15 protein-coding genes are annotated in these 14,822 nt (G+C 71.1%); 10 read left to right on the forward strand and 5 right to left on the reverse strand.

Annotated features, from left to right (window positions below):
- The first annotated feature begins 45 nt into the window (after positions 1–45).
- The 9 genes from ACYSUO_RS04225 (at position 46) to ACYSUO_RS04265 (ending at position 9,167) form a co-directional block, all read left to right on the forward strand.
- The gene (locus ACYSUO_RS04225) at positions 46–822 is read left to right on the forward strand and encodes an SDR family oxidoreductase (RefSeq protein WP_461774611.1); all 777 of its coding nucleotides are present in this window, start codon (positions 46–48) and stop codon (positions 820–822) included.
- A 9-nt stretch (positions 823–831) separates the two neighbouring features.
- Positions 832–2,493: a thiamine pyrophosphate-binding protein gene (locus ACYSUO_RS04230; protein ID WP_461774612.1), complete on the forward strand. Its 1,662-nt coding sequence runs from the start codon at positions 832–834 to the stop codon at positions 2,491–2,493.
- Positions 2,494–2,514: 21 nt separating this feature from the next.
- Positions 2,515–3,456: a PDR/VanB family oxidoreductase gene (locus tag ACYSUO_RS04235; RefSeq protein WP_461774613.1), complete on the forward strand. Its 942-nt coding sequence runs from the start codon at positions 2,515–2,517 to the stop codon at positions 3,454–3,456.
- 18 nt (positions 3,457–3,474) lie between these two features.
- Complete coding sequence (locus ACYSUO_RS04240) at positions 3,475–3,708, forward strand: recombinase-like helix-turn-helix domain-containing protein (protein WP_461774614.1); 234 nt, start codon at positions 3,475–3,477, stop codon at positions 3,706–3,708.
- 8 nt (positions 3,709–3,716) lie between these two features.
- Entirely contained in the window at positions 3,717–4,715 is a 999-nt protein-coding gene (locus ACYSUO_RS04245; protein ID WP_461774615.1) for a Rieske 2Fe-2S domain-containing protein, read from the forward strand.
- A gap of 435 nt (positions 4,716–5,150) precedes the next feature.
- Positions 5,151–5,312 (forward strand): hypothetical protein, encoded by a 162-nt coding sequence (locus tag ACYSUO_RS04250; RefSeq protein WP_461774616.1) that lies wholly within the window; start codon positions 5,151–5,153, stop codon positions 5,310–5,312.
- A 141-nt stretch (positions 5,313–5,453) separates the two neighbouring features.
- Positions 5,454–6,419: a PAC2 family protein gene (locus ACYSUO_RS04255; RefSeq protein WP_461774617.1), complete on the forward strand. Its 966-nt coding sequence runs from the start codon at positions 5,454–5,456 to the stop codon at positions 6,417–6,419.
- Between the two features lie 302 nt (positions 6,420–6,721).
- Entirely contained in the window at positions 6,722–8,464 is a 1,743-nt protein-coding gene (locus ACYSUO_RS04260; RefSeq protein ID WP_461774618.1) for a S8 family peptidase, read from the forward strand.
- Between the two features lie 40 nt (positions 8,465–8,504).
- Complete coding sequence (locus ACYSUO_RS04265; RefSeq protein WP_461774619.1) at positions 8,505–9,167, forward strand: hypothetical protein; 663 nt, start codon at positions 8,505–8,507, stop codon at positions 9,165–9,167.
- Between the two features lie 78 nt (positions 9,168–9,245).
- Here ACYSUO_RS04265 and mshC read toward each other — a convergent pair whose 3' ends face one another.
- From mshC to ACYSUO_RS04285, 4 genes are all read right to left on the reverse strand, one after another.
- The gene (mshC, locus tag ACYSUO_RS04270; RefSeq protein ID WP_461774620.1) at positions 9,246–10,475 is read right to left on the reverse strand and encodes a cysteine--1-D-myo-inosityl 2-amino-2-deoxy-alpha-D-glucopyranoside ligase; all 1,230 of its coding nucleotides are present in this window, start codon (positions 10,473–10,475) and stop codon (positions 9,246–9,248) included.
- 107 nt (positions 10,476–10,582) lie between these two features.
- A complete protein-coding gene (locus ACYSUO_RS04275) occupies positions 10,583–11,413 on the reverse strand; it encodes an SCO1664 family protein (protein ID WP_461774621.1) in 831 nt (276 codons plus the stop codon).
- On the reverse strand, positions 11,377–11,967 hold the full coding sequence (locus ACYSUO_RS04280) for a DUF3090 domain-containing protein (protein WP_266721426.1): 591 nt from the start codon (positions 11,965–11,967) through the stop codon (positions 11,377–11,379). The genes ACYSUO_RS04275 and ACYSUO_RS04280 overlap by 37 nt, the downstream gene beginning before the upstream one ends.
- Positions 11,968–12,065: 98 nt before the next feature.
- A complete protein-coding gene (locus ACYSUO_RS04285; protein ID WP_461774622.1) occupies positions 12,066–12,752 on the reverse strand; it encodes a histidine phosphatase family protein in 687 nt (228 codons plus the stop codon).
- 62 nt (positions 12,753–12,814) lie between these two features.
- On the opposite strand from ACYSUO_RS04285, the gene corA reads away from it, so the two are divergent.
- On the forward strand, positions 12,815–13,816 hold the full coding sequence (gene corA, locus ACYSUO_RS04290; protein WP_461774623.1) for a magnesium/cobalt transporter CorA: 1,002 nt from the start codon (positions 12,815–12,817) through the stop codon (positions 13,814–13,816).
- A gap of 12 nt (positions 13,817–13,828) precedes the next feature.
- Here the strand turns inward: corA and ACYSUO_RS04295 are convergent, their stop codons facing one another.
- Entirely contained in the window at positions 13,829–14,617 is a 789-nt protein-coding gene (locus ACYSUO_RS04295) for a ferritin-like domain-containing protein (RefSeq protein ID WP_461774624.1), read from the reverse strand.
- Between the last annotated feature and the right edge of the window lie 205 nt (positions 14,618–14,822).

Genomic DNA, 14,822 nt, shown 5'->3' on the forward strand with positions numbered 1-14,822 from the left:
CCAACTTCCCCACTGCACCCAACTTCCTTACTGGAGAACCGAGTTATGGATCTGGGCCTCGCCGACCGGGCCTATGTGGTCACCGGAGGCAGCTCGGGCGTCGGCCTGGCCACGGTCCGCGCCCTCCTCGACGAAGGCGCGAACGTCGCCACCTGCGGGCGCGACGCCGACCGCCTGAAGAAGCTGGGCACGCACGAGCGCCTCTTCACCGCCACCTGCGACGTGCGCGACGCCGACGCCGTACGCGGCTTCGTGGCGGCATCCGCGAACGCCTTCGGCGGACGCATCGACGGACTGGTCAACAACGCCGGCCAGTCCCGCATGAAGCGCCTCGACGACACGACCGAGGACGACTGGCGGGACGAGCTGGAGCTGAAGTTCGCGGGCGTGCTGAATCCGCTGCAGGCGGCGCGGGAGTACCTGCGCGCGTCCGGCGCGGCCTCCGTCGTCAACGTCAACGCGGTGCTCGCCAAGCAGCCCGAGCCGCGACTGATCACGACGAGCGCCGCCCGCGCCGGCATCCTCAACCTCTCCAAGTCCCTGTCCCAGGAGCTCGCTCCCGACGGGATCCGGGTCAACTCGGTCTGCCTCGGCCTCATCGACACCGGTCAATGGACGCGCCGGCACGCCGCCGCGGACTCCGGGATGAGTTACGAGGACTGGCAGGCGGAACTGGCCGCCGACCGCGGCGTCTCGCTCGGCCGGCTCGGCCGCGCCGAAGAGGTCGCGTACGCGATCGTCGCGCTGCTCTCGCCGCGCGCCTCGTACATCACCGGGACCGCCATCGACGTCTGCGGCGGCGTCGGCCGCGGCATTCTTTGAGGAGTTCGCATGCCTGATCGCATGTCCGATACGTCATATACGACATACGGTAATGGTGGTGACCTCCTCGTCGCCGTCCTGAAGGAACTCGGTGTCGACACGGTCTTCGGCATCGTGTCCGTGCACAACCTGCCGCTGGTCGAGGCCGTCGACCGCGAGCTGCGCTTCGTACCCGTCCGGCACGAGGCGAGCGCGGTCAATGCCGCCGACGCCTACGGCCGTGCCCGCGGAGGCATCGGCTGCGCGCTCACCTCGACCGGCACGGGCGCGGGCAACGCGGCCGGTTCGCTGATCGAGGCGCTCGCCTCCGGCACGTCCGTGCTGCACGTCACCGGCCAGGTCGAGGCCGAATTCCTGGGCAGCGGCCGCGGGTTCATCCACGAGACGAAGAACCAGCTCGGCATGCTCGACGCCGTCTCGGCGTACGCCGCCACCGTCCGTTCCACCGAGGAGGCGGGCACCGTGCTGCGCGCCGCCGCCCGCGCCGCGCTCGCCGCACCCGGCGGCCCGGCGAGCGTGGAGTGGCCGATCGACCTGCAGTACGCGGCGCAGACGGACGCCTCCGAGGAGGACGCCGAGCAGGGCACCACCGCGGTCGATGCCGCCCAACTGTCATCCGCCGCCGCCCTGTTGGCCTCCGCCGAACGCCCCCTCATCTGGGCCGGTGGCGGCGCCACCCGGGCGGTCGCCGAGCTCACCGCCCTGGTCGAGGCGACCGGCGCCGGGCTGCTCACCTCCAACTCCGGGCGCGGCGCGGTACCCGAGGACCACCCGCAGGTCATCGGCAACTTCGCCACCACCCCCGCCGGCCGGGCGCTGCTCGCCGACGCGGACGTGCTGCTGACCATCGGTACGCACTTCCGGTCCAACGAGACCGCCGACTACGGGCTCCAACTCCCCGGCGCCGACAGGCACATCCAGATCGACGTCGATGCCGCCGCCCTCGGCCGCGTCTACCCGGCCGCGCACACCCTGCACGCCGACGCCGCCGAGGCCCTGGCCGCCCTGCTCCCCCACGCCCGCGCCGCCGAGCCGTCGTGGAGCCAGCGGGTCAAGGACGTACGCGCCGACGTACGGGCCACCCTCCACGACAACATCGGCCCCCAGGCCGCCATCTGCGACGCCCTGCGCGCCGCGCTGCCCCGCGACGCCGTCGTCGCCCGCGACGTCACCATCCCGTCCAGCAGCTGGGGCAACCGGCTCCTGGAGATGTACGACCCTCGCTCCAACGTCTTCCCGCGCGGCGGCGGCATCGGGCAGGGACTCGGCATGGGCATCGGCGCCGCGCTCGCGGAGCCCGAACGGCCCACGGTCGTGATCGCGGGCGACGGCGGCCTCGCCGTGCACCTCGGCGAGCTGCTCACCGTCGCCCAGGAGCGCCCCCGCCTGACCGTCCTGGTCTTCAACGACGGCGGCTACGGCGTGCTGCGCAACATGCAGGACCGCTACAGCGAGCGCCGCTCCGGCGTCGACCTCGCCACGCCGGACTTCGAACTGCTCGCCCGTGCCTGCGGGTTGCCGTATCTGCGGATCGCCGACGCCGAACACGCACGCCCGGTGATCGAGCAGGCCGTCGACGCCGAGGGGCCGACGCTCGTCGAGGTCGACCTGGCCTCGCTCGGCCCGATGAAGAACCCGTTCACCCCGCCCGTGAAGATCCCCGGCGCGTAACCGGCGCGTAAGGAGGCCACCATGACCGACGACCGTCTCCTGGACCTGCTGGTCCGGCGGATGACCTGGGAGGCCGACGGCGTCCTGTCCGTCGAGCTGACCCACCCCGAAGGCAAGCCGCTGCCCGCCTGGGCGCCGGGCGCGCACCTCGACGTGCACGTCGGCGGGCAGGTACGCCAGTACAGCCTGTGCGGCGACCCGTCCGACTGCGGCACGTACCGCATCGGCGTGCTCAACGAGCCGTCCTCGCGCGGCGGTTCGCGCCACGTGCACACCAAGCTGCGCCCCGGACAACAGGTCACCGTGTCCGAGCCGCGCAACCACTTCGCGCTGGAGGATGCCCCCGGGTACGTGTTCATCGCGGGTGGCATCGGTGTCACGCCGATTCTCGCGATGGCCCGGGAGGCGGCTCGGCGCGGCGCCGACTGGCGCATGGTGTACGGCGGCCGGGGGCGCGCCTCGATGGCGTTCACCGAGGAACTGGCCGCGCTGGGAGGCGATTTGACCCTCGTACCGCAGGACGAGCAGGGGCACATCGACCTGGACAGGACGCTCGCCGGGCTGCCCGAAGGGGCCCTCGTCTACTCCTGCGGGCCCGAGCCGCTGCTCGCCGCCGTCGAGGAGCGCTGCCCGGGTGACCGGCTGCGTCTCGAAAGGTTCGCCGCGCCCGTCGTCGAAAGGTCCGCGGACGACGGCGAGTTCGAGGTCGAGTGCCGTGCCTCGGGACAGACCCTCACCGTCGGCGCCGACACCTCGATCCTTGAGGCCGCCGAGACCGCGGGCATTGACGTCACCAGCTCCTGCCGCGACGGCATCTGCGGCTCCTGCGAGACCCGCGTCATCGAAGGCGCCCCCGAACACCGCGACTTCCTCCTGTCGGAAGCCGAGCACGCCGCGAGCGCCTCGATGATGATCTGCGTCTCGCGCTGCGCCGCCGGCTCCCGCCTCGTACTCGACCTCTGACTCTTCTTGGAGACGTACATGAGCACGGACACAACGGCCTGGCCGTACCTGGAGATCCACCAGTCCCGCACCCACGAGCCGAGCCCCTACGAGTACAAGCTGGCGGCCACGCTCGAAGAGGTCTTCACCAAGGTCGGCCATGAACTCACCGACGTCGTCAGTGGGTTGAACGACCGTCAGGTCCACGCCCCCGACGGGCAGCCGTGGACCGAGGAATCCTTCCGCGCCGAGATGCACCGACTGGGAGCGTGACATACCCCATGGCTCTGACCGCCGACAAGATCTACGCGACCGGCCTGCGCAACCAGTGGCACCCGGTCGTCCCCTCCTCCTTCGTCGCCCCCGGCGCCATGCGCAAGGTCACCGTCCTCGGCGAGCAGTGGCTGCTGTTCCGCCGCTCCGACGGCACCCTGAGCATGCTCGCCGACCGCTGTCCGCACCGCGGCGCGCCGCTCTCCCTCGGGAAACACCTGGGCGACCGGGTGGCGTGCTGGTACCACGGCGTCGAGATCGAGACCGACGGCACCGTCTCCTCCGTGCCGGGCCTGCCCGGCTGCAATCTGGAGGGCAAGAAGCTCGTCACGTCGCTTCCTGTGCGCGAGGTGTCCGGCGCCGTCCTCGCCTACTTCGGCGACGAACAGCACCCGGAACCGGCCGAGTTGACGCTCCCCGAGCCGCTCACCGACCCCGACACCGACGCGATCCTCTGCTACGCGGAGTGGAACGTGCCGTGGCGCTACGGCGTCGAGAATCTGCTCGACCCGATGCACGGGCAGTTCCTGCACCACGACTCACACACCATGTTCGACGGTGACACCACCGCGAAGTTCCGCATTCGGGAGACCGACCGCGGCTACTTCTTCGAGAAGACCGACCAGCGGGGTGTGAACTTCGACTGGGTCGAGCTGTGCCGTACGGGCGTGGACTGGGTCGACCTGTCGATCCCCTACCCGCCGTCGGCCGGCCCCGGCGGCCCGTTCGGCATCGTCGGCATGGTCCGCCCGGTCGACGAGGGCCGCTGCGCCGTCTTCTTCTGGCGCTACCGCAAGGTCCAGGGCTGGCAGCGCGACACCTGGCGCTTCCTCTACAAGACGCTCATCGAGAAGCGCCACTGGGAGGTCCTGGAGCAGGACCGCGTGATGCTGGAAGCCATGCCGGCCGACGCCGACCAGCACGAAAACCTCTACCAACACGACCTCGGCGTAGTCCGCCTCCGCCGCATGTACCGCTCCGCCGCAGAGACCCAGGCCTCCACGTAACCGCCACCGCCTTGCGGCTCCGCCGCCTTGGGGCTCCACCGCCTTGGGGTGCCGCCACCTTGGGGGGCCGCCGCCTTGGGCAATCTGCCGCCTGGGGCGGCAGGGTGGGCAAGGCGGCACCCCGGCGCGGGCAGCGCCCACGATCGACCCCCGCCCCGACGGCGTTTCGGCCACGGGGCTCCGCCCCGGCCCCCGCTGCTCAATCGCCGCAGGGGCTCAATATGCCCACGCCCGCCGCCGCAGGGGAAAATGGCCCGCACCCGCCGCCTCGCGGGCTTGAAGTACCCGCACTCGCGCCGACCGCGTCGCGGGCGCGGGCAGCGACGAGGCCGCGGCCACCCGGCTGATTCTGGCCGGCGCCTTCTGGGGCCTCCCGGGTCCGGCCATCCCTACCCTCGTTCCAGCACTGTGCGCCCGCGCAGCACCCTCATGGGCGTGGCCATCGCGGCGAGCGGCGGGCACGGATTCGGCGCCGGATTCACCCTGCTCGCCGGGGCCCAGGCGCTGACCCTGGTGTGCGGGGCATGGCTGCTGGTCAGGCCGATCCGCGAGGCGCCGGCCGCCGAACCCGACACCGCGCGGCTCGCGCGGACCTGACGACTGCCCCGCGGTGGAGTGGACCACTCCACCGCGGGGCAGTGTTGGGGGCAGTCCGCGCCCACAAGGGGGCTGCGGAGGGCCCCCGCCGACGCCGTAAGGTGGGCAGGTACGCGAGGGCACGTCGGAAGGAGGCACTGGGTGATCGAGCTCGAGGGGGTTCCCGAGCTGGTCGACCCGGTCATGGTGGCCGCGTTCGAGGGCTGGAACGATGCCGGCGACGCCGCCTCCACCGCGGTCGCGCATCTCGACAAGGAGTGGAAGGGCGAGGTGTTCGCGGCGCTGGACGCCGAGGACTACTACGACTTCCAGGTCAACCGCCCGACCGTCTTCGTGGAGGACGGCGTGCGAAAGATCACATGGCCGACGACGCGCCTCTCGGTGGTCCGGGTGGGCGGGGACAAGCCGCGCGACCTGGTCCTGGTCCGGGGCATCGAGCCGTCCATGCGCTGGCGCTCGTTCTGCAACGAACTACTCGGCTTCGCGCACGAACTGGGCGTCGAACTCGTCGTCGTCCTCGGCGCGCTGCTCGGCGACACCCCGCACACCAGGCCCGTACCGGTCAGCGGTGTCACGTCGGACGCGGATCTGGCCACGCGGATGAACCTGGAGGAGACCAAGTACGAGGGTCCGACGGGCATCGTCGGCATCCTCCAGGAGGCCTGCACGCACGCGGGCGTCCCCGCAGTCTCGCTGTGGGCGGCCGTTCCGCACTACGTGTCGCAGCCTCCGAACCCGAAGGCGACGCTGGCCCTCCTCAACCGTCTCGAGGACCTGATCGACCTGAGCATCCCGCTGGGCGACCTGGCCGAGGACGCGCGGGCCTGGCAGTTGGGCGTGGACCAGCTGGCGGCCGAGGACAGCGAGGTCGCCGAGTACGTGCAGTCCCTGGAGGAGGCCCGCGACACCGCGGAGCTGCCCGAGGCCTCCGGCGAGGCCATCGCCCGCGAGTTCGAGCGCTACTTGCAGCGCCGCGATCCGGAGGCCGGTCCTGGCGGTCACGCGACGGACGGCGGCGACGGCTCCTCGCACCTGCGCGACAACCCGAGCGGCCGGACCAGGCCGCCGAAGCCGCCGCGCCCGGAGGGCGACGACGGCGACGAGTAGCCGCCGCACGAAGTGAGCCGGAGGGCGGGGCGCCGAGCGCCCCGCCCTCCGGTCATGCCCGCACCCCGCGCTCGCACCCGCACCCCGAATCTGGCCGGTTTGCGGCGTGACAGTTGTTTCCGGCCGAATTGATGGCAGTTGCAGGGGGTTCCCCATTCAACTTGTTCTCAAACGCAGTTGGCAGACGGAGGGGGTGGACGGGCGGGCATCGGCGTAGCAGGGTGAGCCCCGACGAGCCTCAAGGAAACACACGGCACAAGCAGACCCGTACGACCTGATGTGGCGAGGGGAGCTGTGGACCGATGACCGACCAGCACGCAAGCCCGGCGCAGGGGCCGGGAGCGGCCGGGCCGGGACCGGACGGATCCGGTTTCACGTATCGCGGGGCGGAAGAGGAACTGATCGTGGTGGCGCGCCCCGAGGCCCGCCTACGTGTTCAGACCGACGGCGTACGCTCCGCGGCGGGCGCCGACGTATCGGCACTGAACATGTTCCTCGGGGACGAACAACTCGCTCTTGAACCGCTGTTCGGCAGCGAGGAGCGGGTACAGGGGGCCGGCGAGGCACCCGCGGCCGACGTACCGGACCTGGCGCTGTTCTACCGGGTACGCGGCGGGGCCGAGCGGGCGCAGGAGCTGCGGTCGCGGATCGCGGCGCTCCCGGAGATCGACACGGCGTACGTGAAGCCCGGCGCGGTGCCGGCGGCGCGCGCGTCGTCCCCGGAGAACTTCGAGGAGGAGCGGCGGCAGAAGGAGAAGACGGCCGCGACGCCCGACTACACGGGCCGCCAGGGCTACTTGGGCCCCGCGCCCGCCGGCATCGACGCGCAGTGGGCGTGGCGGCGGCTCGGCGGCAGCGGCGAGGGTGTCACCGTCATCGACGTCGAGGGCGCCTGGCAGTTGGGGCACGAGGACCTGTCGGCGAAGCTCGCGGGCATCGTGGTCGGCACGCCGATCTCGGACGTGGCCTGGCGCAATCACGGCACGGCGGTCCTCGGCGTGATCGGCGGCGACCGCAACGACCGCGGCATCACCGGCATCGTGCCGGAGGCCGTGACGGCGGCCGCGTCCTTCCAGGGCGTGGGCACGGCGGCGGCGATCCACGCGGCGGCCGACCGGCTGAGCCCCGGCGACGTCATCCTCATCGAACTGCACCGTCCGGGGCCGCGGTTCGACTTCGAGCCCCGCGACGACCAGCGCGGCTACATCGCCCTGGAGTGGTGGCCCGACGACTTCGCGGCCATCAAGTACGCGACGGCGAAGGGCGTCGTGGTCGTGGGCGCGGCGGGCAACGGCGCGGAGTCCCTCGACGACGCCGTGTACGAGCGGCGGCCCGACGAGTTCCCGACGTGGTGGCACAACCCGTTCAACCCGTCGAACCGCTCCTCGGACGCGGTCCTCGTCGGCGCGGGCGCCCCGCCTCCCGGCACCCACGGCCGCGACCACGGCCCGGACCGCTCGCGCCTCTCGTTCTCCAACTACGGCGCCCGCGTGGACGCCCAGGGCTGGGGCCGCGAGGTCACCACCACCGGCGGCTCCTGGAACAAGCCCGGCGATCTACAGGGCGGCACCGAGGAGATCGCCTGGTACACCGACACCTTCTCAGGCACCTCGTCCGCCTCCCCGGTGGTCGTCGGCGCGCTGACCGCCCTCCAGGGAATGCTCAGGGCAGGCGGTCAGCGCCCGATGACGTCGCGGCGGGCGCGCGAAGTACTCCGGGCGACCGGCTCACCGCAGCAGGACGCCCCCGGCCGGCCCGCATCTCAGCGGATCGGCAACCGGCCCGACATCAAGGGAGCGGTCACCAACCTGCTTCCCTCGACGGTCGGTTCGGGCCAGGCCGAGCGGTACTGGGACGAACTGATCCCGTATCCGCCCGAACTCCCGCCCCGGCTGCGTCTGTTCGTGGCGGGCTCCTGGCGGAATCTGAACAACCCGTCCCCCGAGACCCGCCAGGCGGTGCACACCGCCTTCGCAGGGGGACGGCCCGACGTACGTGTGTGGTTCTCGGACGACGAGGTCGTCGGCCTGGTCGTCACGGGCTGAGAGGCAACGCAACCAACCATTGATGGAAGGTGGCACCCGCATGAGCATCACCCCCCAAATGGGCCAGCAGGGTCAGCAGTTCCCGAGCACCTCGCCCTACCAGCAACAGCAGGGCATGGGCCAGCAGTCGTACGGTCAGCAGCAGCCGGGCATGAGCGGCCAGGGCCAGGGCCAGGGCGGTCAGGGCCAGGAGCAGCTCGTCCAGCAGCTCCAGCAGCAGCTCCAGCAGCTCGGCCAGCAGCAGCCGTACCAGCAGCTGCTCCAGCAGCTCGGCGGGCAGCAGCAACAGCAGCCCTTCGGCCAGCAGATGCAGCAGGGCCAGCAGCAGTACGGGCAACAGCAGTACGGCCAGCAGCAGCAAGGTCAGCAGCAGGACCAGCAGGCACAGCAGATCGAGCAGCAGGTGCAACAGCATCTGCAGCAGGTCCAGCAGGTCGCGCACCAGCAGGCCCAGCAGCAGATCGAGCAGCAGGCACTCGCCTCTGGTGTGGCGAACGGCTACATCGACATCGTGCAGCCGCTCCCGGGGCAGCCGCGGCAGATCTTCCTGCGCATCAACAACCAGTTCCGGGTCCTCAACAACCCGACCCCGCAGGCCCACGACGAGGTCCAGGAGGCCTTCGCGTTCGGCCACCAGGTCGTCGGCATCTGGGACACGGGCACACCGCTCGTCCTGCGCAGCGTGCGCGTCCAGCGCATCTGACGGGTAGGTGAGAGGCACACACGAAAAGGGGCGCCTCCCCGCACGGGGAGGCGCCCTCTTGGTTGCTGTCGGGTGGGACTACAGCGCCACACCCAGCAGGGCGTCCACGGCACGCGATACGACGCCGGGGGCGCCCTCGTCCGTGCCACCACCGGCCGACTGGGCCTCGGCCCAGCGGTCGACGGCGATCAGCGCGGTGGGTGCGTCCAGGTCGTCGGCGAGCGCCTCGCGGATCTCGTCGACGAGCGCCTCGGCGGACGGGCCGTCGGGGCGGGAGACGGCGGCGCGCCAGCGGTCGAGGCGGGCCACCGCGTCGGCGAGCACCTGGTCCGTCCACTCCCAGTCGGAGCGGTAGTGGTGGGCGAGGAGCGCGAGCCGGATGGCGGCGGGGTCGACACCGTCGCGGCGCAGCGCGGAGACGAACACCAGGTTGCCCTTGGACTTGGACATCTTCTCGCCGTCGAGCCCGACCATGCCGGCGTGCACGTACGCCTTGGCCATCGGGAACTCGCCGGTGAGCGCCTGGGCGTGCGAGGCACCCATCTCGTGGTGCGGGAAGGCGAGGTCGGAGCCGCCGCCCTGGACGTCGAAGCCCATGCCGAGGTGGTCGAGGGCGATGGCGACACACTCGATGTGCCAGCCGGGACGCCCCTGGCCGAGCGAGCCGCCGTCCCAGCTGGGCTCGCCGTCCCGGGCGGCCATCCACAGCATCGGGTCGAGCGGGTTCTTCTTGCCCGGACGGTCCGGGTCGCCACCGCGCTCGGCGGAGAGCAGCCGCATCGCGGTGGCGTCGAGGTTCGAGACGGACCCGAAGTGCGGGTCGGCCTCGACGGAGAAGTAGGTGTCGCCCTCGAGCTCGTAGGCGGCACCGGAGTCACGCAGTCGTTCGACGAGCGGCACGATGCCGGGTATCGCCTCGACGGCGCCTATGTAGTGCTGCGGCGGCAGCATCCGCAGGGCGGTCATGTCCTCACGGAAGAGGGCGGTCTCGCGCTCGGCGAGGCCGTCCCACTCGATGCCGTCACGCACGGCCCGCTCCAGCAGAGGATCGTCGACGTCCGTCACGTTCTGGACGTAGTGAACCTGCCGCTTGGTGTCGAGCCACACGCGCTGCACGAGGTCGAACGCGTTGTAGGTCGCCGCGTGACCCATGTGGGTCGCGTCGTACGGCGTGATGCCGCAGACGTAGATACGGGCGACGGGACCGGGGTCAAGGGTGACGAGCCCACCGGTCGCGGTGTCGTGGATCCGGAGGTCGCGGCCCTTGCCGGGCAGGGCGGGGACCTCAGAAGCGGGCCAGGCATGCATGCATCGAGCGTAACCGGACGCTGCTTCCGCATACGAACCGGACCAGGCGTAATGGCCGAACCCGCCCTCTTGCGTGATCATGCCGGGCGCGCTAGGAACGGCGGTTTTCAGACGGGCGGCCAAGGAATCGCGGGCCAGTCGCCGCCCGGCTCCCGGTGCCGACCGCTCTTGAGGAGGCCCGCGACCCGCTCCCGTACGGCTTCCAGCTCCGCCGGCGTGATCAGCTCACCGAGCCGCGCGGCGAGCGGCTCACCCGCCCCCAGGGACGCCCGCAGCGCCTCCAGGGCCCCGGTCGCCTCCTCGGTCAGCGGCTCCCCCGCCCAGCCCCACAGCAGCGTGCGCAGCTTGTCCTCGGAGTTGAACGTCACACCGTGATCGATGCCGAACAGGTGCCCCTCGGCGTCGACGAGCAGGTGGCCGCCCTTGCGATCACCGTTGTTGATCACGGCGTCGAGCACCGAGAGCCGGCGCAGACGGGCGTCGTCGGCGTGCACCAGCAGCGCCGTGCGGCCCTCGCCGACCTCGGCGAACCCGATGGCCTTCCAGCCCTCCCCCGGCTCCTCACCGTCGACGAGGGCGAGCAGCCCGTCGCCCTCCGCCACCTCTTCCGGGGTGTCGATCCACAGCTGGACCATGCCCTCGCCGTACGGCCCGTCGCGCAGCACCGTCGGCGGCACGAGGCCCCAGCCGAGCGCCTCGGAGACCTCGTACGCGGCGACCTCGCGCCGCGCCAGGTTCCCGTCGGGGAAGTCCCACAGCGGGCGCTCGCCGCGTACCGGCTTGTAGACGCAGGTGGCCTCGCGGCCCTCGTGGGCGACAGTGCACACCAGCACCGCGTTCGACGCCTCGCGGATCTGTCCCTCGACGTTCAGCTCACCGAAGGTGAGCAGGTCCCGGTCGCTCACGCGTCGCGCCGGTATCCGTTCTGGCGCGGACATACGTGTCCCTCCGGGTCGAGCGGCAGGCTGCACAGCGGGCACGGCGGGCGCCCCGCGTTCACGACGTCCAGGGCCCGCTTGGCGAAGGCGCGGGCCTGGTTCCCTGTGAGGCGGACGCGGAGCATCGGCGGGCCGTTCTCCTCGTCCTGGAGAAGCTGCTCCTCGGCCTCCGCCAGGTCCTCCTCGGACTCGGCGTCCAGCTCGACGAGGGCCTGCGCCTCGACGATCATGCGCTGCTCGTCGCCGTCCCATGCGAGTGCCATGGTGCCGACGCGGAACTCCTCCTCCACGGGCGCTTCCAGGGGCGCGGTGTCGGAGATCTCACTGGGGGCGACGGCAGGCACCGGGGCGTTGCCCCCAGTGCGCCGCACGACCTCGTCGAGCAGTTCGTCCATGCGCTCGGCGAGCGCGGCCACCTGCGTCTTCTCCAGAGCCACGCTGGTGACCCGGGGTCCTGCCGTGGCCTGCAGAAAGAAGGTGCGGCGCCCGGGGAGCCCGACCGTACCGGCCACAAACCGCTCCGGAGGGTCGTAGAGGAACACCTGACGGGACACGTCCTGTCTCCATGGGATCGGGATCGACTAACTGGGACCGGTCAGGGTCGACCGGGCCGACTGTGCTGACGGCTGCTTCACCCTACTGCGGCCGACGATCACGGTGCGCCCGCGCCGCCCCCGACCGGTGCGTCCGGCTCCTGCGGCTCCTCGCGCGGCGCCAGGGACGCGAAGTCCCCGGTGTCCCCGAGGCGTACGAGAAAGGGGCGAAGCCGTGTGTAACGGATCGCTGTGATGGAACACGGCTCTACGGAGATCCGTTGAAAGAGGTCCAGATGCAGCCCGATGGCGTCCGCGACAAGGGACTTGATGATGTCGCCGTGCGAACACATCACATAGGCGGCGTCCTCGCCGTGCTCGCGCTCCACGCGCGCGTTCCACTCACGAACCGCCTCGGCGGCCCGGTGCTGCATCTGCCGCATCGACTCCCCGCCGGGGAACGCGGCGGCCGTCGGGTGCTGCTGCACGACCTGCATCAGCGGCTCGTCGCTCAACTCGGCGAGCTTGCGGCCGGACCAGTCCCCGTAGTCGCACTCGCCGATGCGGTCGTCGGTACGCAGGGTCAGCTCCGGCCGCGCGGCGAGCAGCGGCGCGACGGTCTCCCGGCAGCGCTGCAACGGGCTGGCGACGATCTCGGCGAGGGGCAGGTCCGCAAGCCGCTCGGGCAGCCGCGCGGCCTGCGCGGCGCCGCGCTCGTCGAGCGCCACACCGGGCGTCCACCCGGCGAGCACGCCCGCGGTATTGGCGGTGGAACGTCCGTGCCGGACAAGGATCAGCGTGGGCATGTGCCCCACCCTAGGCATACGACGACGTGCGGCAGTGCCGGGTACTGGGAAGAATTCACTTCGTGATCGTCGACTGCGCCATCTACCGGGAAGGACGCCGCATCGAGCGGCCCGCCGACTTCTCCGATGCCCTCGACGAGGCGCGCTCGACGGGCGACGCGTTCGTGTGGATCGGGCTGCACGAGGCGACCGAGGACGAGTTCGACCAGGTCAGCCAGGAGTTCGGGCTTCACCCGCTGGCCGTGGAGGACGCCCTGAAGGCGCACCAGCGGCCCAAGCTGGAGGTCTACGACGACTCCCTGTTCGTGGTCCTCAAGCCGGTCGTGTACGAACCGAAGAGCGACAAGGTGTCCACGGGCGAGCTGATGCTGTTCCTGGGCGACTCGTTCGTGGTGACCGTGCGGCACGGCGAGGGCGCGCCCCTGAAGGCCGTACGGCAGCGCCTGGAGGCCGAGCCGGAGTTCCTCAAGCAGGGGCCCACGGCGGTCCTGTACTCGGTCGCGGACGCCACGGTGGACCACTACCTGGAGGTCGCGGCCGAGCTGCAGACCGACCTGGAGGAGTTGGAGACGGAGGTCTTCTCCCCGCGGGGCGGCGGCACCCGTGACACCGCCGAGCGCATCTACACGTTCAAGCGTCAGATCCTCGAATTCCGGCGCGCGACCGGGCCGTTGAGCATGCCGCTGGAGCGGCTCGCCGGCCTCGGGCCGTGGGGGCTCGCCGCCGTGCCGTTCGTGCACGAGGAGGCGCGGCCGTTCTTCCGCGACGTGAACGACCACCTGACGCGGGTCAACGAGTCCGTGGACGGCCTGGACCGCCTCGTGTCGGACATCCTGTCCGCGCACCTGGCGCAGATGAGCGTGCGGCAGAACGACGACATGCGGAAGATCTCCGCGTGGGCGGCGATGGCCGCGGTGCCCACGATGATCGCGGGCATCTACGGCATGAACTTCGACCACATGCCGGAGCTCCACTGGGTGTGGGCGTACCCGGCGGTGATCGCCCTGATGGCCCTGCTGGAACTGCTCCTGTTCCGCTTGTTCAAGCGCCGCGGGTGGCTCTGAAGCAGCTCGGGCTCAGGCGAACTCGACCGCGCTGGTCGCCGGCCCACCCAGGGCGTCGCGTCGCTCCGGCATCTTCAACGACACCATCCGCCGCCATCCGCCCAGGCGCTCGTACGCATACATCGCATGGATCCCCGCAGCGAGCGCCGCGGCCTTCGGCTTCGACCAGCCCAGGACGCGGCCCATGTGGTCCATGACGGCAAGGCTGACGTCCCGGTAGACGGCGATCTCCGCCATGGCGCACTCGCGCAGAATGCGCTGGATGGTGCGGCCGTGCCCCGCGTACGCGAAACGCAGCAACTCCTCGTGGCAGTAGGCGAGATGGTTGTCCTCGTCGTTGGAGATCATCTTGACGGCACGCCCGAGGTCGGGATCGTCGGCGAAGTGCTTGCGCAGCATCACCATCTGCTCGGACGCCCGCTGTTCGGTGACGCGGCTGTGCGCCAGGTACGTGACGATGTCCTGCACGGAGAGCCGCTCGTCGCGCCGCAGCTGATCGTGCGCGAGCCCGATCCCGTGCTTCTCCAGAAGCATCGTGTAGTCGGCCTCGGCGGGGACGGGCGCCGGCTCCAGACCGCGCTTCTTCATGAGGGCGTTGAAGATCCGCCCGTGCTTGTCCTCGTCCGCACCGTGCCGCGCGATCTTGGGAGCGAGGCCGCGCTCGCTCTCGGGGACCAGCGCGGCGATCCGCCCGTTCTCCCAGCCGCCCTGGGATTCACCGCTCGCCGCGATGGAGCAGAACAACCGGAACGACTCGTCGTTGTCGATGATCTCCTGGAACAGACTCTTGGCCGACAGCATCTGCAACCTCCATCTCGCCGTACCGGACTCCGCAGTACTGCAAAGTCCGAGTCAAATGCGGGACATGGGGCAGGGCAACAGCTATGCGGGTCAACTCGTCCGAACGGAGGACACGGGGCGCGGGACGAGCCGTAACCAGGCCCCTCGTGGCGCGTTGAGCAAGACGTCGGCCGTGGCGGGGAAGACCCCCCGAGCCCCCACCACG

The organism is Streptomyces sp. UC4497, assembly GCF_054871485.1.